Source organism: Pseudomonas sp. LTJR-52 (genome assembly GCF_003691465.1).
Lineage (GTDB): Bacteria > Pseudomonadota > Gammaproteobacteria > Pseudomonadales > Pseudomonadaceae > Chryseomonas > Chryseomonas luteola.
The window spans coordinates 1,256,093-1,280,647 of sequence record NZ_CP033105.1 but is presented as its reverse complement, the minus strand read 5'-3'; the positions used below and the strand labels follow the sequence as shown (position 1 = coordinate 1,280,647).

The 24,555-nt window shown below is 56.2% G+C and carries 27 protein-coding genes and 1 tRNA gene; 15 read left to right on the top strand and 13 right to left on the bottom strand.

The genetic code is table 11. The annotated features are described in order from the left end of the window. Positions 1-87 precede the first annotated feature (87 nt). A complete protein-coding gene (locus tag EAW52_RS05800; RefSeq protein ID WP_122041756.1) occupies positions 88-525 on the top strand; it encodes an acetyltransferase in 438 nt (145 codons plus the stop codon). Positions 526-572: 47 nt separating this feature from the next. Here EAW52_RS05800 and EAW52_RS05795 read toward each other — a convergent pair whose 3' ends face one another. The 3 genes from EAW52_RS05795 to EAW52_RS05785 all read right to left on the bottom strand — a co-directional run bounded on the left by EAW52_RS05795 (position 573) and on the right by EAW52_RS05785 (position 1,986). After that, entirely contained in the window at positions 573-860 is a 288-nt protein-coding gene (locus EAW52_RS05795) for a PA4642 family protein (protein ID WP_010795602.1), read from the bottom strand. A 90-nt stretch (positions 861-950) separates the two neighbouring features. Then, positions 951-1,427: a WbuC family cupin fold metalloprotein gene (locus tag EAW52_RS05790; protein WP_122041755.1), complete on the bottom strand. Its 477-nt coding sequence runs from the start codon at positions 1,425-1,427 to the stop codon at positions 951-953. 1 nt (position 1,428) lies between these two features. Beyond that, the gene (locus EAW52_RS05785) at positions 1,429-1,986 is read right to left on the bottom strand and encodes a hypoxanthine-guanine phosphoribosyltransferase (RefSeq protein WP_122041754.1); all 558 of its coding nucleotides are present in this window, start codon (positions 1,984-1,986) and stop codon (positions 1,429-1,431) included. Between the two features lie 175 nt (positions 1,987-2,161). Between EAW52_RS05785 and upp the strand changes: the two genes are divergently transcribed. Both upp and EAW52_RS05775 read left to right on the top strand, forming a co-directional pair. After that, positions 2,162-2,800, top strand: coding sequence for a uracil phosphoribosyltransferase (gene upp / locus EAW52_RS05780; protein ID WP_122041753.1), 639 nt, complete (start codon positions 2,162-2,164; stop codon positions 2,798-2,800). A gap of 2 nt (positions 2,801-2,802) precedes the next feature. Then, positions 2,803-4,068, top strand: coding sequence for a uracil-xanthine permease family protein (locus EAW52_RS05775; protein WP_256680742.1), 1,266 nt, complete (start codon positions 2,803-2,805; stop codon positions 4,066-4,068). 45 nt (positions 4,069-4,113) lie between these two features. Here the strand turns inward: EAW52_RS05775 and hemH are convergent, their stop codons facing one another. Together hemH and EAW52_RS05765 are read right to left on the bottom strand one after the other, a co-directional pair. After that, complete coding sequence (hemH, locus tag EAW52_RS05770) at positions 4,114-5,139, bottom strand: ferrochelatase (protein ID WP_122041752.1); 1,026 nt, start codon at positions 5,137-5,139, stop codon at positions 4,114-4,116. Further along, on the bottom strand, positions 5,136-6,044 hold the full coding sequence (locus EAW52_RS05765; RefSeq protein WP_122041751.1) for a TIGR01777 family oxidoreductase: 909 nt from the start codon (positions 6,042-6,044) through the stop codon (positions 5,136-5,138). The genes hemH and EAW52_RS05765 overlap by 4 nt, the downstream gene beginning before the upstream one ends. 176 nt (positions 6,045-6,220) lie before the next feature. On the opposite strand from EAW52_RS05765, the gene EAW52_RS05760 reads away from it, so the two are divergent. The 4 genes from EAW52_RS05760 (at position 6,221) to phrB (ending at position 10,722) form a co-directional block, all read left to right on the top strand. Further along, positions 6,221-7,207, top strand: coding sequence for an NAD(P)/FAD-dependent oxidoreductase (locus EAW52_RS05760; protein ID WP_122041750.1), 987 nt, complete (start codon positions 6,221-6,223; stop codon positions 7,205-7,207). A gap of 161 nt (positions 7,208-7,368) precedes the next feature. After that, positions 7,369-8,340 (top strand): DUF523 and DUF1722 domain-containing protein, encoded by a 972-nt coding sequence (locus EAW52_RS05755; RefSeq protein ID WP_122041749.1) that lies wholly within the window; start codon positions 7,369-7,371, stop codon positions 8,338-8,340. Position 8,341: 1 nt separating this feature from the next. Then, positions 8,342-9,289 carry a MerR family transcriptional regulator gene (locus EAW52_RS05750; RefSeq protein ID WP_256680741.1) on the top strand — a complete coding sequence of 316 codons (948 nt, stop codon included), beginning with the start codon at positions 8,342-8,344 and terminating at the stop codon, positions 9,287-9,289. Next, positions 9,286-10,722 (top strand): deoxyribodipyrimidine photo-lyase, encoded by a 1,437-nt coding sequence (gene phrB, locus EAW52_RS05745; protein WP_122041747.1) that lies wholly within the window; start codon positions 9,286-9,288, stop codon positions 10,720-10,722. Before EAW52_RS05750 ends, phrB begins: the two co-directional genes overlap by 4 nt. Before the next feature lie 44 nt (positions 10,723-10,766). Here phrB and EAW52_RS05740 read toward each other — a convergent pair whose 3' ends face one another. The 6 genes from EAW52_RS05740 to hemA form a co-directional block, all read right to left on the bottom strand. Beyond that, positions 10,767-11,291: an acyloxyacyl hydrolase gene (locus EAW52_RS05740; RefSeq protein WP_019364858.1), complete on the bottom strand. Its 525-nt coding sequence runs from the start codon at positions 11,289-11,291 to the stop codon at positions 10,767-10,769. 89 nt (positions 11,292-11,380) lie between these two features. Then, on the bottom strand, positions 11,381-12,175 hold the full coding sequence (gene murI, locus EAW52_RS05735; RefSeq protein ID WP_122041746.1) for a glutamate racemase: 795 nt from the start codon (positions 12,173-12,175) through the stop codon (positions 11,381-11,383). After that, on the bottom strand, positions 12,165-12,923 hold the full coding sequence (locus tag EAW52_RS05730) for a molybdopterin-synthase adenylyltransferase MoeB (protein WP_122041745.1): 759 nt from the start codon (positions 12,921-12,923) through the stop codon (positions 12,165-12,167). Before EAW52_RS05730 ends, murI begins: the two co-directional genes overlap by 11 nt. Further along, positions 12,917-13,747 carry a peptide chain release factor N(5)-glutamine methyltransferase gene (gene prmC / locus EAW52_RS05725; protein ID WP_122041744.1) on the bottom strand — a complete coding sequence of 277 codons (831 nt, stop codon included), beginning with the start codon at positions 13,745-13,747 and terminating at the stop codon, positions 12,917-12,919. Before prmC ends, EAW52_RS05730 begins: the two co-directional genes overlap by 7 nt. Position 13,748: 1 nt before the next feature. Beyond that, positions 13,749-14,831, bottom strand: a complete 1,083-nt coding sequence (gene prfA / locus EAW52_RS05720) for a peptide chain release factor 1 (protein ID WP_122041743.1) — start codon at positions 14,829-14,831, stop codon at positions 13,749-13,751. Further along, positions 14,828-16,096, bottom strand: a complete 1,269-nt coding sequence (gene hemA / locus EAW52_RS05715; protein ID WP_122041742.1) for a glutamyl-tRNA reductase — start codon at positions 16,094-16,096, stop codon at positions 14,828-14,830. Before hemA ends, prfA begins: the two co-directional genes overlap by 4 nt. A gap of 133 nt (positions 16,097-16,229) precedes the next feature. On the opposite strand from hemA, the gene EAW52_RS05710 reads away from it, so the two are divergent. The 8 genes from EAW52_RS05710 to ychF all read left to right on the top strand — a co-directional run bounded on the left by EAW52_RS05710 (position 16,230) and on the right by ychF (position 23,103). Then, on the top strand, positions 16,230-17,960 hold the full coding sequence (locus EAW52_RS05710) for a tetratricopeptide repeat protein (protein ID WP_122044732.1): 1,731 nt from the start codon (positions 16,230-16,232) through the stop codon (positions 17,958-17,960). A gap of 26 nt (positions 17,961-17,986) precedes the next feature. Further along, positions 17,987-18,580 (top strand): lipoprotein insertase outer membrane protein LolB, encoded by a 594-nt coding sequence (gene lolB / locus EAW52_RS05705; protein ID WP_372238905.1) that lies wholly within the window; start codon positions 17,987-17,989, stop codon positions 18,578-18,580. Next, on the top strand, positions 18,577-19,425 hold the full coding sequence (ispE, locus tag EAW52_RS05700; protein WP_122041740.1) for a 4-(cytidine 5'-diphospho)-2-C-methyl-D-erythritol kinase: 849 nt from the start codon (positions 18,577-18,579) through the stop codon (positions 19,423-19,425). Before lolB ends, ispE begins: the two co-directional genes overlap by 4 nt. A gap of 31 nt (positions 19,426-19,456) precedes the next feature. Beyond that, positions 19,457-19,531 (top strand) — tRNA-Gln (locus EAW52_RS05695). A 44-nt stretch (positions 19,532-19,575) separates the two neighbouring features. Then, positions 19,576-20,517: a ribose-phosphate pyrophosphokinase gene (locus EAW52_RS05690; protein ID WP_019364854.1), complete on the top strand. Its 942-nt coding sequence runs from the start codon at positions 19,576-19,578 to the stop codon at positions 20,515-20,517. A 107-nt stretch (positions 20,518-20,624) separates the two neighbouring features. Continuing rightward, complete coding sequence (locus EAW52_RS05685; protein ID WP_010795623.1) at positions 20,625-21,242, top strand: 50S ribosomal protein L25/general stress protein Ctc; 618 nt, start codon at positions 20,625-20,627, stop codon at positions 21,240-21,242. Positions 21,243-21,394: 152 nt separating this feature from the next. Continuing rightward, on the top strand, positions 21,395-21,979 hold the full coding sequence (gene pth, locus EAW52_RS05680; RefSeq protein WP_010795624.1) for an aminoacyl-tRNA hydrolase: 585 nt from the start codon (positions 21,395-21,397) through the stop codon (positions 21,977-21,979). A gap of 23 nt (positions 21,980-22,002) precedes the next feature. Beyond that, positions 22,003-23,103, top strand: a complete 1,101-nt coding sequence (gene ychF, locus EAW52_RS05675; protein ID WP_019364853.1) for a redox-regulated ATPase YchF — start codon at positions 22,003-22,005, stop codon at positions 23,101-23,103. A 79-nt stretch (positions 23,104-23,182) separates the two neighbouring features. Here the strand turns inward: ychF and EAW52_RS25860 are convergent, their stop codons facing one another. Both EAW52_RS25860 and EAW52_RS05670 read right to left on the bottom strand, forming a co-directional pair. Beyond that, complete coding sequence (locus EAW52_RS25860; protein ID WP_162997596.1) at positions 23,183-23,359, bottom strand: hypothetical protein; 177 nt, start codon at positions 23,357-23,359, stop codon at positions 23,183-23,185. A gap of 244 nt (positions 23,360-23,603) precedes the next feature. Continuing rightward, positions 23,604-24,383, bottom strand: a complete 780-nt coding sequence (locus EAW52_RS05670; protein ID WP_010795628.1) for a type IV pili methyl-accepting chemotaxis transducer N-terminal domain-containing protein — start codon at positions 24,381-24,383, stop codon at positions 23,604-23,606. Positions 24,384-24,555: the final 172 nt, after the last annotated feature.

The following is a 24,555-nucleotide window of genomic DNA, read 5'->3' as shown; positions in this document are numbered from 1 at the left end:
GCACTGTATGAGCCGCCGCAAGCGAAACGCTGCAAACAGCAGGGCGACGTGCTCAAATAAATGCATCACGTACACACGAGGCATACCATGTCCATAAGACGCGCAACGCCTACAGACATTCCCTTGCTGGTCGAGATTTGGGAACAGGCCGTCAGGGCAACCCATCGCTTTTTACCTGAGGACGACATCGACTTTTTCCGCCCGCTGGTGCGTGACAGCTACCTGCCCAGCCTGGAAACGTGGGTCAGCTTGTCCGATGACGGTCAGCCTGCGGGATTCATCGGCCTTACTCAGAGCAGCGTGGACATGCTTTTTGTTGATCCAGCCCGACATGGTCAAGGACATGGGAGGCGACTCTTGCGCCATGCGGCCGGGCTGCACGGCCGACTAACGGTAGACGTCAACGAGCAGAACGATGGGGTCAAAGGCTTTTACCTGGCACAAGGGTTCACCGTGACAGGGCGCTCTGCCGTAGATAGCCTCGGCAAGCCTTACCCTATTCTGCACCTCAAGCAAAAGGCGTAAAAAAGCCCGCGTCCTTATCACGGAGGCGGGCTTTTCAGAACAGGTGATCAGGCGTGAGCGCCACGCACCGCATCCACGTACGGCTCAGCCTTGCGATGGGCACGGATCAGATCGATGAAGTCCTGACCCTCTGCATCACGAGCGTCCAGGTCATAACCCGCTTCGACGAAGAAACCAACGAAACGCTCAAAGTCGTCAGCTCTCAATCCACGGTATGCCTTTACCAGTTTATGCAGGGAAGGCGGCGTATCATCGGCCGGTTCGACTGCGAGAAACAGCTTGATCTTATCGTCGCTGATTTCCTCGCCGATTACCTGCTTTTTGTCCTTACGCATCGCAAAGTACCTGTGCGGAAAACGAGAGGGCCGCATATTACTCCGCCCCACCCCGTCACTCAACGCCCAAAATCATGCTCAGCCGAGCGGTCAGGACTCGAAGCGGGCCGCCATCCAGTCTCGATAGGCCTGGGTTCCCGGCTCGCCCTCGCGCGGCGCCCAGGGACCATACTCGTTATCCTGCAAGGCGCGGAAAGGGCCTGCCTTGCATTCGAAGATAACAGTATCGGCTTCAAGCACCACCAGCGAATGATAGAGGCCTGGAGGAAAATCGACCCCCACACAATCACCACCCGCCTCAAGCAGACGCTGTCCGGTCAGCGCTCCCTCTTCATCAAAGAACAGGACACCAATACGTCCCTTGAGCACCAGCAGCGTTTCGGCCTTGGTCAGGTCCAGATGCCGGTGAGGCGCAATGTAGGTGTCTGGCTGCATGCCGATTGACAGGCGATGACAGGGCTCATCCATGGTATGAAAACCATGGTGGTAGCGCAGGCGAGGACTGTCTGCCGCCTGTTGGGTAAGCCCGGCGAACAGTACCTGATCGATGAACGCCGGACCCCGCATATTAGAGACCTTTTACCGCGTAGATACCGGGTGCGTTGCGCCAGTAGCCCTTGTAGTCCATACCGTAGCCAAAAATGTAACGATCGATACAGGACAGCCCGGAATAAGTAGCTTTCAGGCCAGGAACGGCCTTGCGATCATGATCCTTATCGATCAGTACGGCCGTATGCACTGCCTTGGCACCGGCATGCTTGCAGAATTCGATGATGGCATTGAGCGTATGCCCTTCGTCGAGAATGTCGTCGACGATCAGTACATCACGGTCAATAAAGGAAATTTCCGGCTTGGCCTTCCAGAACAATTCACCGCCAGTTGTCTGATTGCGATAGCGGGTCGCATGCAGATAGGACATCTCCAGCGGAAAATTGAGCTTGGTTGCCAGCTTGCCGGCAAAGATCAAACCGCCATTCATCACGCAGAACATGACAGGATTACGGTCAGCCAGATCAGCCGTAATTGCCTCGGCCACCTTGCCAATGGCTGCCTCTACCTGGCTTTCGTCGAACAGGCAGTCGGCCTCCGCCATGACATTACAGATATGATCGAGATCGGCGGACATAGGGGACTCTCCAGACATGGTACACACCTGCCTGCGGGGCAGGCTTGGGTAAAAGGCGGCAAAGTTACCGGGCTAACCGTCGGCGAGCAAGCCAATCGCGACAAAACATCTGCCCGAAAGGGACCCTAATGATTTAATCTAGCGTAATTTTGCCAGTACGCCGGAGACCATTCCCATGCCCATCCATGAAATTCGACATCCGCTGATCCGCCACAAGCTTGGATTAATGCGGCGGGCCGATATTAGCACCAAAAATTTTCGGGAATTGGCACAAGAAGTCAGCGCCCTGCTCACCTATGAGGCCACCAAAGACCTGCCTGTCGAAAACGTTGATATCGAAGGCTGGTGTGGCACCGTAGCGGTCGAGAAGATTTCTGGCAAGAAGGTAACCGTTGTTCCTATCCTGCGCGCGGGTATCGGCATGCTGGATGGTGTGCTCAGCCTCATTCCCAGTGCAAAGGTCAGCGTAATCGGTCTGGCTCGTAATGAGGAGACCCTGGAAGCCCATACGTACCTAGAAAAGCTCGTGGGTGAGCTAGATCGCCGCCTGGCGCTGATCATTGATCCGATGCTGGCGACTGGCGGCTCCCTGATTGCCACCATCGATATGCTCAAGAAAGCAGGCGCCAAGGAAGTTCGTGCCCTGGTCCTCGTGGCGGCACCGGAAGGCATTGCCGCAGTTGAGAAGGCTCACCCCGATGTCAGCATCTATACCGCCTCCGTAGATCAGCGTCTGGATGAGCATGGCTACATCCTGCCTGGACTTGGTGATGCCGGTGACAAGATCTTCGGCACCAAGCAAAAGGACACCTGATAGTGCAGTCTCATAACGATCCGCTATGGCGACAGATTTTGTCTGGCGCACAAATGCTGTTTGTCGCCTTTGGCGCATTGGTCCTGATGCCACTCATTACCGGCATGGATCCAAACGTTGCGCTCTTTACTGCCGGATTGGGCACGCTCTTGTTCCACCTCGTGACAGGCCGTCAAGTGCCGGTCTTCCTGGCGTCAAGCTTTGCGTTCATCGCTCCGATCATTGCGGCCAAGGCCGAGTTCGGTCTGCCTTCCGTGCTGGGTGGCGTGGTCGCGGCCGGTTTCGTTTATACCTTCCTGGGCCTGGCCGTTAAGCTCAAGGGGATTGGCTTCATCGACCGGCTCCTGCCCCCGGTCGTGATTGCACCAGTCATCATTTCCATTGGTCTTGGCATGTCCCCGGTGGCAGCCAATATGGCCATGGGCAAGGCTGGCGATGGCAGTGCGCAGCTGGTCCCCTATGCCACCGCCATGCTGGTTTCCATGCCTGCGCTGATAACCACGCTGATTGTGGCTATCTACGGCCGCGGCATTTTCAAGCTAGTACCGATCCTGGCCGGAATCATCGTGGGTTATACCCTTGCGTTCCTATTTGGCCTGGTGCATACCGATGCGATTGCTGCAGCCCCCTGGCTGGCCGTTCCCCATTTTGTCGCCCCTGAATTCCACTGGGGAGCGATCCTGTTCATGGTGCCGGTCGCCTTGGCGCCAGCCATCGAACACGTGGGCGGCGTCATTGCCGTGGGCGGCGTCACCGGCAACAACTATCTGAAAAACCCCGGCCTGCACCGTACCCTACTGGGTGATGGTATCGCCACTTCATCGGCCGGCCTGTTTGGCGGACCGCCCAATACGACCTACGCCGAAGTAACCGGCGCGGTCATGCTGACCAAGAATTACAACCCCAAGATCATGCTTTGGGCGGCCGGCTTTGCCATTGCCCTCGCCTTCGTCGGTAAATTCGGTGCCGCCTTGCAGAGCATTCCGGTGCCAGTCATGGGCGGCATCCTCTGCCTGCTGTTCGGTTCGATTGCCGTGGTCGGCCTCAATACCCTGATTCGTCATCAGGTCGATCTGTCCGAGGCACGCAACCTTGTAATCGTATCGGTGACCCTGGTCTTTGGGATCGGCGGCATCGTGATCGGTAATGGCGAGGTTGGTCTGAAGGGCATTTCGCTTTGCGGCATTGTGGCCATTGGGCTCAACCTGCTGTTACCGGGACACAATCACTGGCGTAAGGACGCACCGCCGCCGGATAGTCTTCTGTAAAAAAAGCCCCGCTAGAGCGGGGCTTTTTATATTCAGATTCTAGACTCACACCGCACGGGGCACCCGCTCACACAAGGTAGTGAGCGCATCAACCCACGCGGGATGATCATTTAGACAGGGCACCAGTACCAGCTCCTGACCACCGGCTTCTTCAAATTGCTCCTTGCCGCGCATGCCAATTTCTTCCAGCGTCTCGATACAGTCCGCGACAAACGCAGGACACATTACCAGAAGACGCTTCACTCCCTGGGCAGCCAGCTCATCGAGGCGTGCCTCGGTGTAAGGCTCGATCCACTTGGCGCGGCCAAGGCGCGACTGGAACGAGAAGGACCACTGATCCGGCCTCAGGCCTGCCTCGCGGGCAAATCCTTCCGCTGTGCGGATACATTGCGCACGGTAGCAACTTTCCAACACCGCGCCCTTGGCGTTCTGGCAGCAGTCAGCGCCCTTCAGGCAATGTGTACCGCTTGGGTCGGACTTGTGCAGATGCCGCTCGGGCAGACCATGAAAACTCATCAATACATGATCGAACGGCTGCTGGAGATAGGATTCGGTGCTCTTAACCAGCGCCTCCAGGTACTCAGGCTGGTCATAAAACGGCGGCAGCATATGCATCTTCAGTTTCAGACGCTGCTCCAGAATGACCTTGCGGGCCAGCTCCACAGCGGTAGTGACCGTGCTGTCGGCAAATTGAGGATAAAGCGGCGCAAAAGTAACTTCGGAAACGCCCTGCTTCGCCAACCGGGTCAATACCGACTCAATGGAGGGTTCGCCGTACCGCATCGCCAACTCCACCGGGCCATGGGTCCATTTGGCGCGCATGGCATCCTGCAGGCGACGGCTGAGCACAACCAGCGGAGAGCCCTCTTCCCACCAGATGGACGAATAAGCATGGGCCGAGGCCGCCGGCCGCTTGGCCAGGATCAGGGAGACCAACAGGCGACGCGCGGGCCATGGCAGATCTACTACGTAGGGGTCCATCAGGAACTGGTTGAGATAGCGCCGTACATCAGGTACCGACGTCGACGCCGGGGAGCCCAGGTTGACGAGCAATAATGCGTGATCAGTCATGAATAGTCCTTAGCGCGCAGCAGGTCGTTCAGTGCCGCGTCCAAATCGGTAAAGCGAAAGGTATAACCTGCTTCCAGCAATCGCTGAGGCAAGGCTCTCTGCCCACCCAGCAGCAGACTCGACATCTCTCCCATCAGGCGCAAGGCAAAGGCGGGAACAGGTATTCGTGCGGGACGATGCAGTGCACGTCCTAGAGCCTGTGCAAAATCGGCATTACGTACCGGTTGTGGTGAACACAGATTATAAGGGCCACTGGCCGACTCCTGGTTCAGAAGAAAATCGATGGCCCCGATTTGATCTTTCAAATGAATCCAGGGCATCCATTGACGTCCGCTGCCCAGGCGCCCGCCCAGGCCCAGGCGAAACATAGGCAAAAGACGCTGCATAAAGCCATCATCCGCGGCCAGCACCAACCCTGTCCGAAGCGTGACGACACGAACACCCAGAGCCTCTGCCTCATTAGCGACCTGTTCCCAGGCTACACATAGCTCGCTGGCAAAGTCATGGCCAGGGACCGCATCACCCTCCTTGAGCGGCTTCTCTCCCCCATCGCCGTAATAGCCGACAGCAGATCCGGAAAGCAGCACCCTGGGCGGTTTTGGCTGCGCCCTCATCCAGTCCACCAAGGATTCGGTCAGCGCAATCCGGCTCCGCCAGAGCTCAGCCTTGCGCGATGACGTCCAGGGTTTGTCCGCTATAGGCGCGCCGGCCAGGTTGATAACCGCATCGACCGGCTCGCCGTTTATTTCGTCCAGCCGGGCAATGGCGCGCACCGCAGCGCTGCACTCACGGGCCACTTTGTCGGGCGAGCGGCTCAACACGGTCAGGCTATGCCCTTTCGTCAGCCAGTCATGACACAACGCCCGGCCGATCAAGCCTGTACCGCCGGTCAGCACTATATGCATGTCGTCGTTCCTTCTTCATTTGGGGCCACATTAACGCGTCGCGCTGAAGACCTCTTCAGGTTTGTTTGTTAAGGTCATAGTGCAACTGGATCAGCTTTGTCACAGTCGTACTCGTAGAGCCTGCTTAATTGCAAAACGTTCGTCGACAGGTTCTGCCAAGACAAGCGAGGCCTTTCATGACAGCACCCATCGCCATCGTCGGCGCCGGCATTGCCGGGCTTTCCGCCGCCCATGTCCTCAACGCGGCAGGACATGAGGTTCATCTGTTCGAAAAAAGCCGTGGAAGTGGAGGCCGTATGGCCAGCAAGCGGAGCGATTTCGGCTCGCTTGACCTGGGAGCCCAATACTTCACTGCCCGTGACCGCCGTTTCATCGATGCGGTCAGCCAATGGCGCACCCAAGGCTGCGTAGCGGAGTGGGACCCAGCCCTGTACCAGTACCGGGCGGGCGCGCTCACACCCTCTCAGGATGAGCAGCCGCGCTGGGTCGGCATACCCCGTATGAGCGCTATTACCCGAGCCATGGTAGGGGATCTGCCGGTGTCCTTTGGCTGCCGGATTACCGAAGCATTCCGTGGGCCCCAACATTGGTCCCTGCAGGACGCCGACGGTCACAACCACGGCCCGTTCAGCCACGTTATCATCGCAACACCTGCACCCCAGGCGACGCCGCTCTTGGCCACTGCGCCAAAGCTTGCCGCAGTAGCGGCCAGTGTGGTGATGGATCCGACCTGGTCGGTTGCACTGGCCTTCAAGACGCCGCTTGATACGCCTGTTGAAGCCTGCTTCGTTCAGGAAGGTGAGCTGGACTGGTTCGCTCGCAACCGCTGCAAGCCAGGCCGGGAAACCGACTACGACACTTGGGTTCTCCATGGAACCAGCGCCTGGAGTCGAGAACACTTGGATGCATCCAAGGAACAGGTTATCGAACAGCTTCATGGTGCCTTTGCCGAACTCATCGGTTGCGCGGTACCTGAACCGGCTTTCACGCTGGCTCATCGCTGGCTTTATGCGCGTCCGGCGCAAGGCCATCAATGGGGCACACTGGCTGACGCGGACCTGGGTATTTATGCGTGTGGAGACTGGTGTGGTACAGGCCGTGTAGAAGGTGCCTGGCTGAGCGGCTTTGATGCCGCCAGCCGTTTGCTTGATCATCTAGAATGACCTCATCCAGCGCCGCGCAAGGCTCGCGGCGCTCCGCAGCACACCTACCTTGCGTCTGATTTGTCGAATTATCACCGCCACCTCTGGTCAATAACGATATTGAACTTGTACAAGAATAATAGTTTGTATAAGTTTTGTACGTTCAATTTTGGAGGTGGCGCATGCCTTTTCGCCAATCGACGTCATTACCTCGTCCCAAGCTAGGAATCAGCGCCTGCCTGCTGGGCGAGCCGGTCCGCTACAACGGCGGACACAAGGAATCCCGCTTGTGCAGCCACACGTTTGCCGAGCATTTCGATTTTGTACAGGTGTGCCCGGAAATGGCGATTGGCCTGGGTACGCCCCGTGAACCGATCCGTCTGGTTGGCACACCTGAACAAACGCGAGCCGTAGGTACAGTCAACCGGGAACTCGACGTAACGGATGCGCTGGCTAACTATGGTAAGAAAATGGCGGCCGAGCTGGATGATCTATCTGGATTCATCTTCATGCAAAAATCGCCTTCCTGCGGAATGGAGCGCGTAAAGATTTATTCAGAACACGGCATGCCCAGTCAGCCTGAAGGCCAGGGTGTATTTGCTCGTGTCTTCTGTGAGCTTCGCCCAGAGTTACCGGTTGAGGAAGCAGGTCGGCTGAATGACCCTGTGCTCCGGGAAAACTTCGTGACACGTGTGTTCGCCTATGCACAGTGGCAACAGCTGTTGCGCGAAGGCCTGACACGCAAAGCGATCCTCGGCTTTCATTCCCGCTATAAGTACCAGCTGATGGCCAATGCCCCCGAGCAGTTCAGAACACTGGGACGCATGTTGGGTGAAATCGGGCTACACGATCCACAGGAGCTGGGCCCTCACTACTTCAAGGGTGTGATGAGCGCACTCAAGCGTTGCGCTACCCGGGGAACCCACTGCAACGTCCTGTATCATCTGTTTGGTTATTTGAAGAATGCGCTGAGCCCGGCGGATAAAGAAGAAATGCAGCGCCTGATCGAGCAGTATCACAGCGGTATTGTTCCACTGGTGGTGCCCCTGACACTGCTCAAGCATCACTTCCGCCGCCATCCCCATGATTACGTGATCGAGCAATCCTACCTGCAACCGCACCCGGAAGATTTGAGCTTGAGAAATGCCATCTGACATGCAGTCCATACCCAGCAAGTCCCTAACAGAAATCGAAGGGGACGGTGACTATCAGGCCGCCTTGAATGAAGGCTGGCTTCCCATACGTGAAGTTGCCCGACGCACGGGGGTCAATGCCGTCACACTTCGAGCCTGGGAGCGACGCTACGGGCTGATCATTCCCAAGCGAACACCTAAAGGGCACCGCCTTTATGGTGAAAGCCATATCGAGCGCATCAAAAACATTCTGGCCTGGATCAACCGTGGCGTTGCTGTTGGCCAGGTCAAGGCACTGCTGGACAGTCAGCGCCCGCTTTCATCGCCCAATGACACCCCCTGGGTCGCGCTGCGCCAGGAAATGCTGGACGCTGTGCGTGAGCTGGCTGGGCGACGTCTGGATGAAGCTTATAACCGAACGGCAGCCCTTTACCCGCCCCGGGTGCTGTGCGAACAATTGCTGATGCCGCTGGTCGAGCATCTTGAACAGCACCGCAAGGCGCCTCTGATTGGCTCCCTGGAGCAATCCTTTTTTCTGTCCTGGCTGCGTAGCAAGCTTGGGGCACGGATTTACCACAATAATTATCAACTCAAAGGGCAGTCCGTTCTGCTGGCCAGTCTGGCTGAAACACCAATGAATGCCGGACTCTGGCTCAGCGCCTGGCTATTGAGCAACGCCGACTGTCCAATTGAAACATTGGAATGGCCGCTTGCGCTGGATGCCTACGCACTGGCCGCCGAACGCATGTCGCCGCGCTGCCTTGTACTGTATTTAAATGCTCCGCTGGAATCACAGCAGATACAACAGCTGCGCAGGTTGGCTGAGACATGCCCTGCTCCCGTCATCATTGCCGGTCCGGCCGCCAAATTACTGGATGACGTCAGCAAAAACGCATTGAATGTGGCCTATGACCCTCTGGATGTCTTTAGCCGTCTTCAGGCATTGGGGTTGATGGCAGAACACGTATGACCCAACTCGTCTGGTTCCGTACCGATCTTCGTGTACGGGACAATACGGCATTGGCTGCAGCCTGCGCGGCCGGACCAGTGCTGGCCCTTTATCTGATTACACCGGAACAATGGCAGGAACACGATGACTCTCCTGCCAAGGTCGACTTCTGGCGCCGGAACCTGAAAGTCTTGGCCGAGACGCTGCATACGCTCAACATCCCCCTGTTGATTCGTCAAGTGGCTCGCTGGGCTGATGCGGCCGCTATTGTCGCCAAGCTAAGCCAACAACATGGTATTCAGGCCGTTCATGTCAATGCTGAATATGGTGTCAACGAACAACGTCGTGATGAGGCAGTAAAGGCAGCGCTGGACTGCAATCGAATAGACTTTTATTGTCATTTGGACCAACTGTTTTTCGAGCCTGGCTCAGTGCTGACGAAAAGCGGAGGCTACTTCAGGGTCTTTGGCCAGTTCCGTAAAACCTGCATCAACCTCCTACAGCATAGCCTTCCACCGCTTAGCCCGCCGCCCCATGTCCAGACTGCGCGCTCCATCGAATCGGATCCCGTACCTAACCAGATAAACTCCTATACGATGGTTTCAAGCACGATACAGCAGCAATGGCCCGCGGGTGAAAATGAAGCGCATGCCAGACTGCGTCGCTTTGTCGATGAGCGCATGGAGGTGTATCACCACGACCGGGACTTTCCTTCTCACCCTGGCACCAGTGAATTATCCTCTTATCTTGCAGCAGGCGTGCTCTCCCCTCGCCAATGTCTGCACGCCGTATTGAGCGCCAACCGGGGCGAGCTGACGGCCGGAGCGCTAGGCGCATCGACCTGGATCGACGAGTTACTATGGCGAGAGTTCTACAAGCACATTCTGGTAGGCTATCCCCATGTTTCGATGAGCAGAGCGTTTCACCCGCATACCGAAGCGCTACCCTGGCGGCGAAATACAGACGATCTTGACGCATGGAAATACGGCAAAACCGGCATTCCGATCATTGATGCAGCCATGCGCCAGATGCGTGAAACAGGCTGGATGCATAACCGGCTGCGCATGATCACTGCCATGTTTCTGAGCAAGAATCTGTTGATTGACTGGCGCGAAGGTGAACGCTGGTTCATGCAAAACCTGATCGATGGCGATCTGGCTGCCAATAATGGTGGATGGCAGTGGAGCGCCTCGACTGGCACTGACTCCGTGCCCTATTTCCGAATATTCAATACCTATTCGCAATCGGAGCGGTTTGATCCCAAGGGACGCTTCATTCGTACCTGGGTTCCAGAGCTGGCCTCGCTCAATGACAAGGCTATTCATAACCCGTTCAAGCGGTGGCAGCGTGCTATCAAGGACTACCCAGCGCCTATCGTCGAAGTCAAGGAGAGTCGTGAACGCGCCTTGATGGCGTTCAGAAACCTGCCCAAGCCTGCCAAACGCCAAGCATGAAAAAGCCGGACTTCAAGGTCCGGCTCTAGCGAAACGACTATGAATCAGATCGTGTGGCTGTAGAACAGCGCGTACGATTCGATACCGTCGTTAGGCTCCTTGATACCTGCATTGGAGTAATGCGTCGCGCGAATGCCAACTCGCTGGGTTTCGCCGATCTTTACGCCTGCGCCAATGCGGTCTTCAAAATTGAAGGCTGAGCCCAGGTCCTGTTCACCGACACGAGTGCTCGAAAAGACAGACACACCGATACCGGCTTCAATAAAAGGCTTAACAGAGCCATTACCGAACTCGTATACGAATACCGGAGCGAAAGACAGGGAATGCTTGGCGGAAGAGTAATGGTCAGCGCCTTCCCAGTAGGTATAGCCAGCATCCCAGTAACCTGTCAGGCGTCCCGTGGATGTCTCCCACCAGCTCTTGTTCCAGTCGAAGCCCATTCCCAGACGATACGTCATATCGCCTTGGCCCGTTACACCTACTGCACCGGACACCTCAGCCGCTTGAGCGGAAAGAATGGATCCGGCAGAAAGCGCGGCCACAATGGCCAGTGGAAGCAATTTTTTCATCTGAAAGTCCTTGTATTATTTTGTAACACGTACAACGTTACATTATGGGAGACACTTCTCATCCTGAAAAGGTAGCAAACTAACTGATTTCAGAAAGGCAGCGTTTCCACTGACGCAACTTTGCCCCATAGGCTAGGCAACACCGTCGAAAACTGCTCAACATGCCCACTTGTCCAGAAACGGCATTCAAAAGGAGTGTCCGTTGCCATCTGGTCTTTTTCATGGATCAACGAACTCAGTCGACGTGCAACCGCCGATCCGGTGTCGATGAGAGTAATTTCAGGAGGCAGCAGTTCCCTTAGTAAAGGCTTCAGGAAGGGATAATGCGTACATCCCAGAATGATCGTGTCACAACCAGCCGCCAGCAGTGGAGCTACATACACTTTCAGCAGCGCCCGGGTCACAGGACCAGTCAGGTCCCCAATCTCTACCCGCTCCACTAGCCCCGGACAAGGCTGAGTGACGACTCTGACCGTACTGGCGAAGCGATCCAACAAGGCGGCAAATCGTGCGCTTTGAAGCGTTCCAGTAGTTGCCAGAACCCCCACCACACCCGACTTTGTCGCTGCAGCCGCCGGCTTCACCGCAGGCTCCATACCAACGATAGGCCACTGTGCATGACATTCGCGCAGGTCGTTTACAGCCGCTACGGTAGCTGTATTGCACGCCAGCACCATTGCCTTGGCGCCTTTCTCGAGAAAGAACTCAGCTACCTGCTGACAACGCTCACGAATGAAAGCCGGCTCTTTTTCCCCGTAAGGAATATGAGCACAATCCGCTACATATAACAGCGACTCACCCGGTAGAAGCGCATGAATTTCCCGCAGGACGGACAATCCACCCACGCCAGAATCAAAGACACCAATAGGTGCATTACTCGGCATGGCGTTTCCCACATACCTCACAAGCAGGGTCACGGCGCACTTTCAGCTCTCTGAAGCGTGACGTGAGTGCATCAATCAACAGCAGGCGCCCCACCAGAGGAGAGCCGAACGCTGCAAGCAGTTTCAAGGCTTCCAACGCCTGAAGGCTTCCTACCAGCCCTACCAAGGGCCCTACGACCCCAGCTTCACTACAGGTTAGCTCCGTCTCGCTACCATGACCGTAGAGGCAGTGATAACACGGACTGTCTTCACGTCTTGGGTCGAATACGCTGAGCTGCCCTTCAAGTCGAATGGCGGCACCACTTACCAAAGGCCGAGCCGCGGATACACATGCGGCATTCACGGCCTCTCGAGTGGAAAAATTATCGGAGCAGTCCAGCACGACGTCTACGCGTTCGACCGCTGCAGCCAGGGAGTCGGCATCCAAGGCAGTTCGGTAAGCGTTATAGGTGATTTCAGGATTGATCGCCTGCAGCCGATCCAGCGCCGAATCGACTTTGCTACGCCCTACCTGGGCCGTGTCATGGATGACCTGCCGCTGCAGATTGGTCATGTCGACCGTGTCGAAATCGGCAAGATGCAACTCACCCACACCAGCGGCGGCCAGATACAGCGCAACCGGGGAACCCAGGCCACCCAGGCCTATGATCAGCGCCCTGCCCTGCTTGAGACGCAGCTGCCCTTCTATATCGATCTGAGACAACAGAATCTGCCGGCTGTAGCGCAACAGCTCCGCATCGCTCAGCACGGCCGCTGCCCCAGTGTCACGCGCTCATGCCCACCCAGATCGCGACGGCTTTCAACCGATATGAAGCCCTGCTCAGTCAGTAGCGACCTGACCGCTGGAGCCTGATCGAACCCATGTTCCAGAAGCAGCCATCCACTGGGTGACAAATGTTCCGGGGCCTGCTGAACGATAAGGCGAATATCATCCAGACCATCATCACCCGCAACCAATGCAGAGGCAGGCTCGTAGCGAACATCCCCTTCATCAAGGTGCGGATCATTGTGTGGAATATAGGGAGGATTGCTGACAATGACGTCAAACCGCTCTGCGGAAAGCGCAGCGAACCAATGACTTTGCTTAAAAGAGGCATTCGAAATGCCCAGTCTTGCCCGATTTCGCTCAGCGAGCACTACCGCACCGTCTACACGATCCACCCCTATTACCTGCCACTGCGCACGCTCATGGGCCAGCGCCAAGGCGATGGCACCAGTACCTGTTCCCAGGTCAAGCACGCGTCTGTGTTCAGTACCTGTCAGAGCCAGCGCGGTTTCAACCAGAAGCTCCGTGTCAGGGCGAGGTATCAGGGTATCAGGCGAGACTTCGAGATCGAGCGACCAGAATCCTTGATGGCCCAGGATATAAGCTATCGGTTCCCCGTCTCGACGACGCTCGATAAAGGTGCTGTAAAGATCCTTGGCTTCGCGCGTCACAATACGTTCAGGCCAGGTACGCAGGAAGCTACGCGGCTTTCCCAGCGCAGCCGCCAACAGCAATTCGGCATCCAGGCGCTCGCTGGGTGAATCCGGCAGGCGCGCTTCCTTGAGCAATGCCCCGATAGTGGCCATATCAGTCCCCCAAGGCCGCCAGTTGGTCGGCCTGATATTCCTGCAGGAGAGGCTCGATGACCTGTTGCACCGCGCCCTCCATGACTTCACCCAGAGAGTACAAGGTCAGGTTGATACGGTGATCGGTCACACGGCCCTGTGGAAAATTATAGGTCCGGATACGCTCGGAACGATCCCCTGAGCCTACCAGCAATTTACGGGTGCTGGCGATAGCCTGCTGATGTGCCGCCTGTTGCTGGTCATTGAGCTTGGCCGCCAACCACGCCATGGCCTTGGCGCGGTTCTTGTGCTGTGAACGCTCCTCCTGGCACTCGACGACAATACCGCTGGGAAGGTGCGTGATACGAATGGCCGACTCGGTTTTGTTGACGTGCTGACCACCGGCGCCGGAGGAGCGATAGGTATCAATACGCAAATCCGCCGGGTTGATCTCCACAGCTGCCTGCTCATCAGGTTCCGGCAGCACAGCCACCGTACAGGCCGATGTATGAATTCGCCCTTGAGACTCGGTCTCGGGAACCCGTTGGACACGATGGGCGCCAGACTCGAATTTGAGCTTGGCGTAGACGTTGTCGCCCTCTACACGGGCAATCACTTCCTTGTAGCCACCATGCTCGCCCAGATTCTCGGACATGACCTCTATGCGCCAGCCTTGACGCTCGGCATAGCGCGAATACATGCGGAACAGATCCCCGGCAAAAATGGCGGCTTCATCTCCACCGGTTCCGGCACGAATCTCAAGGAAAACGTTGCGACTGTCATTAGGATCGCGAGGCAGCAGCATTCGCTGTAGCTGATTTTCCAGGTCGATCAGCGCGGCTTCTGCCTGCTCGGCCTCTTCTTCGGCCATGGCCCGCATTTCCGGGTCGCTGTCCTTTAGCAGGGCACGAGCGCCTTCCAGATCGGCCTGCACCTTGCGAAATTCCCGAAGCGCCATGATGACCGGCTCGATTTCCGCATATTCCTTCGAATAAGCACGAAACTGGGTCTGGTCACTGATTACGTCGGCATCACCGAGCAGCGCTGTCAGCTCCTCGAAACGATCATTTAATCCATCGAGCTTTTGCAGCAGAGAGGCTTTCATTTTTTATCCACGCCCTCGTCGAGAGCGAACAGTTCCTGAGCCAAAGCCAGCGCATCGATGCGCCCTTCAGCAGACAATTTCTTGAGTTGCACACTAGGCGCATGCAACAACTTGTTGGTCAGGCTACGTGCCAGCGCGGCCAGCACCTGATCAGGCGCAACACCATTGGCGAGCTGCCGCTGAGCACGAACCAGTTCGTCATCACGCATCTGCTCGGCCTGTTGCCGGTAGGCTCGCAATACATCCACCGCTGCCAGCTCACGCAGACGATGCATGAACTCATCGACTCCAGCCAGCACCAGTTTTTCGGCCGCCTGGGCAGCGCCCTGCCGGCTCTTAAGGTTCTCGGTGATGACCTCATGCAGATCGTCGACGGTATACAGGTACACATCGTCCAGCTCGCTGACCTCCGGCTCGATATCGCGCGGCACTGCAATATCCACCATGAACATCGGCTTGTGCTTGCGCTGCTTGAGCGCACGCTCAACGGCCCCTTTACCCAGGATGGGCAACTGGCTTGCCGTCGAGCTGATCACGATGTCGCTATTGGGCAGCTCTTCCGGAATATCGGCAAGCAGAATCGTATGCGCCCCGAACTGCTCTGCCAGGTGACTGGCGCGCTCGAGTGTCCGGTTGGCGACCACAATCCGCTTGACGCCCTGCTCGTAGAGGTGCCTTGCCACCAGCGTAATGGTTTCTCCTGCGCCAATCAAAAGCGCCTGGCTGCGATTGAGATCACTGAAGATCTGCCTAGCCAGGCTTACCGCAGCAAAGGCAACCGAAACCGGGTTTTCGCCAATGGCGGTATCGGTACGGACACTTTTCGCCGTGTTGAACGTTGCCTGAAAAAGACGCCCTAACAAGGGGCCTACGGTGCCCGCTTCACGTGCTACCGCGTAGGCTGATTTCATCTGGCCCAGAATCTGCGGTTCGCCCAGGATCATGGAGTCCAGACCGGACGCTACACGCATCATGTGCTGGACCGCCTCGTCATCCTCATGAATGTACGCGCAGGCACGCAGCTCATCCAGCGAGAGATGATGATAGTGGGCGAGCCATGCCAGAACGTTGTCCGGAAGGGGCTGCTCCATTTCCAGATAGAGCTCACTACGGTTACAGGTCGACAGAATGGCCGCCTCGCGACTCAAGGTCTCCCGGCACAGTTGCCGTAATGCCTCTACCATTTGCTCAGGGGTGAACGCTACGCGTTCGCGTACATCCACTGAGGCGGTCTTGTGATTGATGCCAAGCGCGAGGAAAGCCATGCAGAATCGCTAAGTTTTTTGGAAAGCCGGTAATTGTCCTACGTCGTCGATTGAACGACAACTATCAGGCCCATGTGCTTGCCTAATACCTTGTGGCATGATGGGCTGAATGCAGAGAGGCCGTTTCGATCTCATGACTAAATATCTCGCGCTGCTGACCACTGCGCTGCTATTGGGTGGCTGCCAAAACCTGGCCAGCCACACGAATTCTGAACAAACCAAACCTGAACAGGCTGCACCTGCTGCTGCGCCAGCCCAGCCGGAAAAGTACGGCTCCTTCAGGGAAGACACCTTATATGACCTGCTGGTTGCAGAACTGGCCGGGCAACGCAATCGATTCGATATTGCATTGGCCAATTATGTCGAACAGGCCCAGAGCACTCAGGATCCCGGCGTAGCCGAACGTGCGTTTCGCATCGCAGAATACCTGGGTGCAGACAGTTCCGCCTTGGATACCTCTGTTATATGGGCGAAGAACGCGCCAGACAACCTTGATGCCCAACGCGCTGCTGCCATCATGTTGGCACGTGCCGGCCAGTACGACGAATCCATGACCTACATGGAGAAAGTTCTGCAGGGCCAGGGCGACACCCATTTTGATTTTCTTGCCCTGTCGGCAGCCGAGACGGACGCAGACACCCGCGCGGGCCTGCTCAAAAGCTTTGATCGCCTTCAGGCCAAGTACCCCGAGAACGGCCAGCTGTTGTTCGGCAAGGCATTGCTGCTTCAACAGGACGGACGAGTCGACGAGGCGCTGACGTTACTGGAAGATCACCCTGCCGCCAGACATGAAGTGGCACCGCTGCTGCTCAGAGCCCGCATGCTTCAGAGTCTTGGTCGTAGCAAGGAAGCCCTTCCGCTGCTGGCAAATGGAATCAAGGAGCACCCGGACGATAAACGTCTGCGCCTTGCTCATGCCCGCCTGCTGGTTGAGCTAAACAAGCTTGATCAGGCCAAGCAGGAGTTTGCGGACCTGGTCGCACAGTTTCCCGACGATGACGACCTTCGCTTTTCCCTGGCATTGGTATGCCTGGAAGCCGAGGCCTGGACTGACGCACGCACCTATCTGGAAGAACTGGTCCAGCGTGGTAGCCACGTGGACGCGGCCCACTTCAACCTGGGGCGTGTCGCCGAGGAATTGAATGATCCCGAACAGGCGCTGACCCAATACGCATTGGTCGGCCCGGGTAGCGACTACCTACCCGCCCAGCAGCGTCAGGCTGAAATCCTGATGGGTCAGGGGCGATTCGAAGAAGCCAAATCGCTTCTTGCAGCCTCTCGCCAACGCCAGCCTGACTATGCGGTCCAGCTCTACCTGCTCGAGGCCGAGAGCCTAACCAACAACAATCAGTCGGAGGCGGCCTGGAATACCATCCAGCAGGGCCTCAAGCTGTATCCAAACGACCTCAATTTACTCTATACCCGTGCCATGGTATCGGAGAAGCGCGGAGACCTTGGTCAATTGGAAAGGGATCTACGCCTTATTCTCAAGCAGGATCCCGACAATGCCATGGCGCTCAATGCGCTCGGCTACACCCTGGCCGACCGTACGACCCGCTACGCCGAAGCACGCACGCTGATCGAGAAAGCTCATCAGATCAATCCTGATGATCCCGCTATCCTCGATAGCATGGGATGGATCAATTACCGCCAGGGCAAGCTTGATCTTGCAGAGCAGTATCTACGCCAAGCTCTTCAGCGCTTCCCTGATACCGAGATCGGCGCACATCTGGGCGAAGTTCTCTGGGCGCGAGGCAAGAAGCAGGAAGCACGCAAGGTATGGGCGGCAGCGGCTGAACAGTCCCCTGATAACGCTGTGCTACGTAGCACGCTTAAACGATTGACAGGCTCAGAAACACTGTGAAACTCAATATCCGCTTTATCCTTATAATGGCATTTCTGGCATTCCTGGCCGGGTGCGCGGGTCAAGTGCCCCATGAAACGGTCGAAGGGCATGGCAACAGCGCGGCCTGGAAGGCTCACAAGGCACGCATTACGACGCTGGACGGTTGGCAGATCAACGGCAAGGTAGGTATCCGTGCTCCCAATGATTCCGGCAGTGGCACCCTATTCTGGCTTCAGCGGCAAGGGTATTTCGATATACGCCTGTCGGGACCTCTAGGCCGTGGCGCAGCTCGTCTGACGGGACGCCCAGACGACGTCACGCTGGAGGTAGCCAATCAGGGGCGTTACCACGCAGACTCCCCCGAGGCGCTTCTTGAGCAGCAGCTCGGCTGGCGCTTACCCGTTTCCCATTTGCTCTGGTGGGTGCGTGGACTTCCAGCTCCAGACAGCCGCAGCCAACTTACACTGGACGGCGACAGTCACCTGTCCCGCCTCGTCCAGGACGGCTGGATCGTGGAGTACACCCGTTACACCGAACAGAATGGCTATAGCCTGCCCGAGCGCTTGAAGCTCAAAGGTCAGGACCTCGATGTGACACTGGTTATCAAGGACTGGCAGCCACGCCAGCTAGGCCAATGAAAGACGTGTTGACCTTACCGGCCCCAGCCAAGCTGAACCTTTTCCTTCATATCCTGGGTCGGCGCGACGACGGCTACCACGACTTGCAGACACTGTTTCAGTTCGTGGACTATGCCGATGAGCTCAAGTTTGCGTTGCGTGATGACGGTCAGATCCGGTTGCATACCGTCCTTCCCGGTGTTGAACATGATTCCAACCTGATCGTTCGTGCCGCTCGGCTTCTCCAACAGACAACTCACTGCTCTCTTGGAGCGGATATCTGGCTGGATAAGCGGCTGCCTATGGGCGGTGGTATCGGAGGCGGCAGCTCGAATGCAGCGACTACTCTGCTCGGGCTGAATTACCTCTGGAAGCTCAACGTCAGCGAAGAGGCACTGGCAGAGCTTGGCCTTACCCTTGGCGCGGACGTTCCGGTATTCGTGCGAGGCAAGGCAGCCTGGGCGGAAGGGATTGGTGAGCGACTGATGCCTGTGGAGATAGAAGAGCCCTGGTATCTGGTAGCTGTTCCGCAAGTGTCTGTAAGTACAGCAGAAATTTTTAACGATCCCCTGTTGACACGTGACACGCCTCCCAGTAAAGTTCGCCCCGTTCTCGAGTGGGGCGGTCGAAACGATTGCCAGAGCGTGGTAGAAAAGCGTTATCCAGAAATACGTAACGCTTTGATCTTGCTAAACAAATTTGTTTCAGCTAGATTAACCGGCACTGGTAGTTGCATATTTGGGGGGTTCCCAAATCAGACCGAAGCTGTTAAAGTTGCGGACCAACTTCCAGCTACCCTACCAAGCTTCGTAGCTAAAGGAAGCAACACTTCAATGTTGCACCGTGAACTGGGAAGTTTGTTCTGAGAAACAGATACAAGTGTATCTGAAACGTCACAGGGGCGTCGCCAAGCGGTAAGGCAGCAGGTTTTGATCCTGCCATGCGTTGGTTCGAATCCAGCCGCCCCTGCCATTTCCTTTTCATCAGGTCCACCCTCAGCCGGCAGGTACTGCAGCGTGTCCAAGATGATGGTCTTTACGGGGAACGCTAACCCCGATCTGGCACGGCGCATTGTGCGTCAGCTGCACATTCCTCTAGGTGATGTTTCCGTCGGCAAATTTTCCGATGGCGAAATCAGCGTCGAGATCAACGAAAACGTTCGTGGTAAGGACGTTTTCCTGATTCAGCCGACCTGTGCACCTACGAACGATAATCTGATGGAACTGGTCGTGATGGCTGATGCCTTCCGTCGTTCTTCAGCTACCCGAATCACCGCTGTTATCCCCTACTTCGGCTATGCACGTCAGGATCGCCGCCCGCGCTCCGCACGCGTTGCTATTAGCGCTAAAGTAGTGGCCGACATGCTTACCGTTGTCGGTGTCAACCGAGTTCTGACTGTCGATCTTCATGCCGACCAGATTCAGGGTTTCTTTGACATTCCCGTTGATAACATCTATGGCTCCCCCGCTCTGGTCGACGATATCGAAGACCAGCGTTTCGAGAACCTGATGATTGTTTCTCCCGACATTGGTGGTGTTGTTCGCGCACGCGCCGTGGCTAAAAGCCTGGGCGTAGATCTTGCGATCATCGACAAACGCCGTCCGAAAGCCAACCAGTCCGAAGTGATGCATATCATTGGCGACATCGAAGGCCGCACCTGCGTGCTAGTCGACGACATGGTTGATACAGCCGGTACACTTTGCCATGCCGCCAAGGCTCTGAAAGAGCATGGTGCATCCAAGGTATTGGCGTATTGCACGCACCCCGTGCTTTCCGGACGCGCAATCGAGAACATCAACACTTCCGTTCTTGATGAGCTTGTCGTTACCAACACCATTCCGCTTTCTGCTGCTGCGCAAGCCTGCACTCGTATCCGCCAGTTGGACATTGCTCCAGTGGTAGCCGAAGCTGTGCGTCGTATCAGCAATGAGGAATCCATCAGCGCCATGTTCCGTTAAGAACTGGTGCTGGTATAACGGCCCCGCATCATGCGGGGCTTTTTAGTCAATGGTCTGATCGCTGGTCGCAAGTGACTCAGGCAATTGTCTTTTTTAGGAGACTACAAATGGTCGACTTTACTCTGAATGCCCAAGCGCGTTCCGACCTGGGGAAAGGTGCGAGCCGCCGCCTGCGTCGTAATGCCGAACAAGTTCCTGCCGTAATTTACGGCGGTGAAAAAGCGCCTGTATCCGTTACGCTGGAAGGCAAGGATCTGGCCAAGCTGTTGAACAACGAGGCTGCGTTCAGCCACGTAATCAACCTGAACGTTGACGGCCAGAACGAAAGCGTTCTGATCAAGGCACTGCAGCGTCACCCTGCCAAGGGCTACGTTATGCATGCTGACTTCCTGCGTGTAGTGGCTGGCCAAAAGCTGACCGCAACCGTTCCGCTGCACTTCATCAATCAGGAAGCTGCCATTGGCGTTAAGCAAGGCGGCGGTGAAGTTTCGCACAACGTGAACGAAGTAGAAGTCTCTTGCCTGCCAAAAGACCTGCCTGAGTTCATCGAAGTCGACATGTCCAAGGTCGAGCTGAACCAGATTGTTCACATGAGCGACCTGAAGCTGCCGGCTGGCGTTGAGCTGGTATCCCTGGCTCATGGCAGCGACCTGCCAGTAGCAAGCATCCACCTGTCCCGCGTCCAGGCTCCGGCTGAGGGCGAAGGCGAAGGTTCTGCTGAGTAAGGCATTGCCTAAGGCTTGTTGAGGAGAAGGTAACGCCTCTACAGCAGACTATTATGAGCGCATCGCCCTGATGCGCTTCTCGATAGGGTTACTCTGTCTGTATAGTCGCTGCCTTAACCTCATAGACAAACTTAGGAAGAAGGGCTCCCGTTATGACTGCCGTACAACTGATCGTTGGCTTGGGTAATCCAGGCGCTGAATACGAACAGACGCGGCATAATGCGGGGGCCCTTTTCGTTGAACGTCTTGCTGCTCAACATCATGTCAATCTGGTCGCTGATCGCAAGTATCATGGCCTGACGGGCCGATTTACACATGACGGCCATGATGTTCGCCTCTTGATTCCTACGACCTACATGAACCGTAGCGGCCAAGCGGTTGCGGCGCTTGCAGGTTTTTACCGTATTCCTGTGGAATCCATTCTGGTCGCCCACGATGAGTTGGATATGCCGCCGGGTGTTGCCAAGTTAAAAAAAGGTGGCGGGCACGGTGGTCATAACGGCTTGCGCGATATCATTGCCCAATTGGGCAACCAAAACGGTTTTCATCGCCTACGGCTTGGCATTGGCCATCCGGGGCATAGCAGTCTAGTCTCCGGCTACGTATTGGGCCGCGCGCCACGTGCCGAACAGGAACTGCTGGATACCAGCATCGATTTTGCCCTCGGCGTGCTGCCGGACATTCTGGCCGGGGATTGGACCCGTGCCATGCAGCGCTTGCATAGCCAGAAGGCCTAACCTACTCCGCGAGGGACAATTTCATGGGATTTAACTGTGGCATCGTCGGCTTGCCCAACGTTGGCAAGTCCACTCTATTCAACGCCCTCACCAAGTCCGGCATTGCTGCAGAAAACTTTCCGTTCTGCACCATCGAGCCGAACAGCGGCATAGTGCCAATGCCTGATGCTCGACTCAATGCACTGGCCGAGATCGTCAAGCCCGAGCGCGTAATCCCTACAACCATGGAGTTCGTGGATATCGCCGGCCTGGTAGAAGGCGCGTCCAAAGGCGAAGGCCTCGGAAACAAGTTCCTGGCCAACATCCGCGAAACCGATGCCATTGCCCATGTGGTTCGCTGCTTTGAAGACGAAAACGTTATTCACGTAGCCAACTCCGTTGACCCCAAGCGAGATATCGAGGTCATTGACCTTGAGCTGATCTTTGCGGACCTTGAAAGCTGTGAGAAGCAATTGCAGCGAGTGGTTCGCAGCGCCAAGGGCGGTGACAAGGAGGCAGTGGCTCAAAAAGCACTTCTTGAAAAGCTGATTCCTCATTTCGAAGCAGGAAAGCCTGCGCGCAGCCTGTTGAAGGACATGGATGACGAGCAGAAGCGCATGGTACGCGGCTTTCATCTGTTGACCAGCAAGCCAGTCATGTATATCGCCAACGTGGCTGAAGACGGATTCGAAAACAATCCTCATCTGGATATCGTCAAAGGCATTGCTGCCGAAGAAGGCGCAATTGTCGTTCCGGTATGCAACAAAATCGAAGCTGAAATTGCCGAGCTGGATGATGGTGAAGAAAAGGACATGTTCCTTGAGTCGCTAGGCTTGGAAGAGCCCGGCCTGAACCGCGTAATCCGCGCTGGCTATGAACTGCTGAATCTACAGACCTATTTCACTGCCGGAGTGAAGGAGGTTCGTGCCTGGACTGTCAAGGTGGGCGCTACCGCGCCACAGGCAGCTGCCGTGATTCACACTGACTTTGAGAAAGGCTTCATCCGCGCCGAAGTGGTCGCCTATGACGACTTTATTCAGTACAAGGGTGAAAATGGCGCAAAGGAAGCAGGCAAATGGCGCCTGGAAGGTAAAGACTATATCGTCAAGGATGGCGACGTCATGCACTTCCGCTTCAACGTCTGATCCGCTCAGCGGACCTGCGACGCAGGTCCGCTCCCTTTTCCTTCTACCTGCACATGCTCAAGACAGCAGCAACTTACGCCTACTGGTTGACTGGCAAAGCCGCATGCAGCTGAGTCAGGTCGTTGACCTTGTCGTATAGCTTGTCGGCACTGGTAGCCATGGCGGTAGGCACAAACTGGTTAGGCTGGGAAAAACCAGCAGCCATGGTGGTAAATTTCCACTGCACCTTAACCTTGCATAAGGCAACAGCAGTCACTTGATTTGGCGTTCCTGCTTGCCAAATAGTGCTTCAAAGTCTCTTACCAATGCCTCGAATGCTCTTCCCAGATCAGGCACAGTTGCTCATAACGACTCCATCACGACAACTCACTTCAGCTCTTTTACAGAAGTGCTGCGTTAATCTTTCAGGAATGAATAAAGGTAGCGTGAGCAGAATGGAGGACGAAGCAATAAAGGCCATTCTACCGATACGACAGAATGGCCCTCAGCATAGGTATCGGTCAGTTGCCAGCAGATAGTCCCGCATACAGCCGTGTCAGCTCGTTCATTTGCTTGAACAGCGTATCGGCACTGGAGGCCATTGCTGTGGGGACATAGTTGTCGGGAGTGGTAAGGTCTACCGCTGTACGGGTGAATTTCCATTGAGCTTCGGCTTTACGCAGCGAAGTGGCAATTTCAGGATTAGGCGTGCCCGCGGTATTAAGCTCCGTCATGACGGTATCGAACTCACCGACGGACTTGTCAAACGCCTCGTCCAGCCCGGGCGCCTGCACACCCCAGTTCTTGGCCATGTACAGCATGGCGATCCGTTGGCTTAGCACTCGGTTCCAGCCACTACGGTTCACCAGACGGGAAGACTCACCACCGTTGTTCTTTGCCACGAGATCCGTCAGCTTTTGGCACTGATCCAGGAGCTGATCACTGACGCCCAGCATGGCGACGGCCTGGTCCTTGTCAGGATTAGCCTGAACCAGCTGCTTGTACTCCTGCCAAGTCTTCTCTATCTCGCTGAGTTTGCTGCGAATTTCAGTATTCGGTGCGAACTCGACAAGCAATTTGTGATGGTTGTCGAACAGTGTAACGGTGTCCTTGAGCTGCTTGGCTGCAACGTCAACGCGAACACCGGACCCCATCATCAGGTAATCCTTGGCCATGCGTTGGCCAAGCGTGCGCTGAAGGCCAGCCATGTTCATCGCTTCTTCAGGGGTAATGGCCGCCCAGCAAGAGGCACTAACAAGACTGACGCCCAAAACGGCTACACGCAAAAAATCCTTTAGCATTTACTTCTCCAAAAGGGCCATTCGCTGGCCAGGCAAAGCGGGGCCTTTTTTAGAAACAGCAAGGCGCCGCGAATAGTTAAGCTCCGCGGTTATCGATTTAATTAGTGCGGGATTTGGTATGAAGGCGAATCGTCATGACAGCTGATGTCATAACGCCATCGAATCATGAGGT

Coding starts and splice junctions, on each gene's coding strand:
- EAW52_RS05800 (WP_122041756.1), top strand. CDS start 88: ATGTCCATAAGACGCGCAACGCCTACAGACATTCCCTTGCTGGTCGAG.
- EAW52_RS05795 (WP_010795602.1), bottom strand. CDS start 860: ATGCGTAAGGACAAAAAGCAGGTAATCGGCGAGGAAATCAGCGACGAT.
- EAW52_RS05790 (WP_122041755.1), bottom strand. CDS start 1,427: ATGCGGGGTCCGGCGTTCATCGATCAGGTACTGTTCGCCGGGCTTACC.
- EAW52_RS05785 (WP_122041754.1), bottom strand. CDS start 1,986: ATGTCCGCCGATCTCGATCATATCTGTAATGTCATGGCGGAGGCCGAC.
- upp (WP_122041753.1), top strand. CDS start 2,162: ATGCCCATCCATGAAATTCGACATCCGCTGATCCGCCACAAGCTTGGA.
- hemH (WP_122041752.1), bottom strand. CDS start 5,139: ATGACTGATCACGCATTATTGCTCGTCAACCTGGGCTCCCCGGCGTCG.
- EAW52_RS05765 (WP_122041751.1), bottom strand. CDS start 6,044: ATGCATATAGTGCTGACCGGCGGTACAGGCTTGATCGGCCGGGCGTTG.
- EAW52_RS05760 (WP_122041750.1), top strand. CDS start 6,221: ATGACAGCACCCATCGCCATCGTCGGCGCCGGCATTGCCGGGCTTTCC.
- EAW52_RS05755 (WP_122041749.1), top strand. CDS start 7,369: ATGCCTTTTCGCCAATCGACGTCATTACCTCGTCCCAAGCTAGGAATC.
- EAW52_RS05750 (WP_256680741.1), top strand. CDS start 8,342: ATGCAGTCCATACCCAGCAAGTCCCTAACAGAAATCGAAGGGGACGGT.
- phrB (WP_122041747.1), top strand. CDS start 9,286: ATGACCCAACTCGTCTGGTTCCGTACCGATCTTCGTGTACGGGACAAT.
- EAW52_RS05740 (WP_019364858.1), bottom strand. CDS start 11,291: ATGAAAAAATTGCTTCCACTGGCCATTGTGGCCGCGCTTTCTGCCGGA.
- murI (WP_122041746.1), bottom strand. CDS start 12,175: ATGCCGAGTAATGCACCTATTGGTGTCTTTGATTCTGGCGTGGGTGGA.
- prmC (WP_122041744.1), bottom strand. CDS start 13,747: ATGGCCACTATCGGGGCATTGCTCAAGGAAGCGCGCCTGCCGGATTCA.
- prfA (WP_122041743.1), bottom strand. CDS start 14,831: ATGAAAGCCTCTCTGCTGCAAAAGCTCGATGGATTAAATGATCGTTTC.
- hemA (WP_122041742.1), bottom strand. CDS start 16,096: ATGGCTTTCCTCGCGCTTGGCATCAATCACAAGACCGCCTCAGTGGAT.
- EAW52_RS05710 (WP_122044732.1), top strand. CDS start 16,230: ATGACTAAATATCTCGCGCTGCTGACCACTGCGCTGCTATTGGGTGGC.
- lolB (WP_372238905.1), top strand. CDS start 17,987: ATGGCATTTCTGGCATTCCTGGCCGGGTGCGCGGGTCAAGTGCCCCAT.
- ispE (WP_122041740.1), top strand. CDS start 18,577: ATGAAAGACGTGTTGACCTTACCGGCCCCAGCCAAGCTGAACCTTTTC.
- EAW52_RS05685 (WP_010795623.1), top strand. CDS start 20,625: ATGGTCGACTTTACTCTGAATGCCCAAGCGCGTTCCGACCTGGGGAAA.
- pth (WP_010795624.1), top strand. CDS start 21,395: ATGACTGCCGTACAACTGATCGTTGGCTTGGGTAATCCAGGCGCTGAA.
- ychF (WP_019364853.1), top strand. CDS start 22,003: ATGGGATTTAACTGTGGCATCGTCGGCTTGCCCAACGTTGGCAAGTCC.
- EAW52_RS05670 (WP_010795628.1), bottom strand. CDS start 24,383: ATGCTAAAGGATTTTTTGCGTGTAGCCGTTTTGGGCGTCAGTCTTGTT.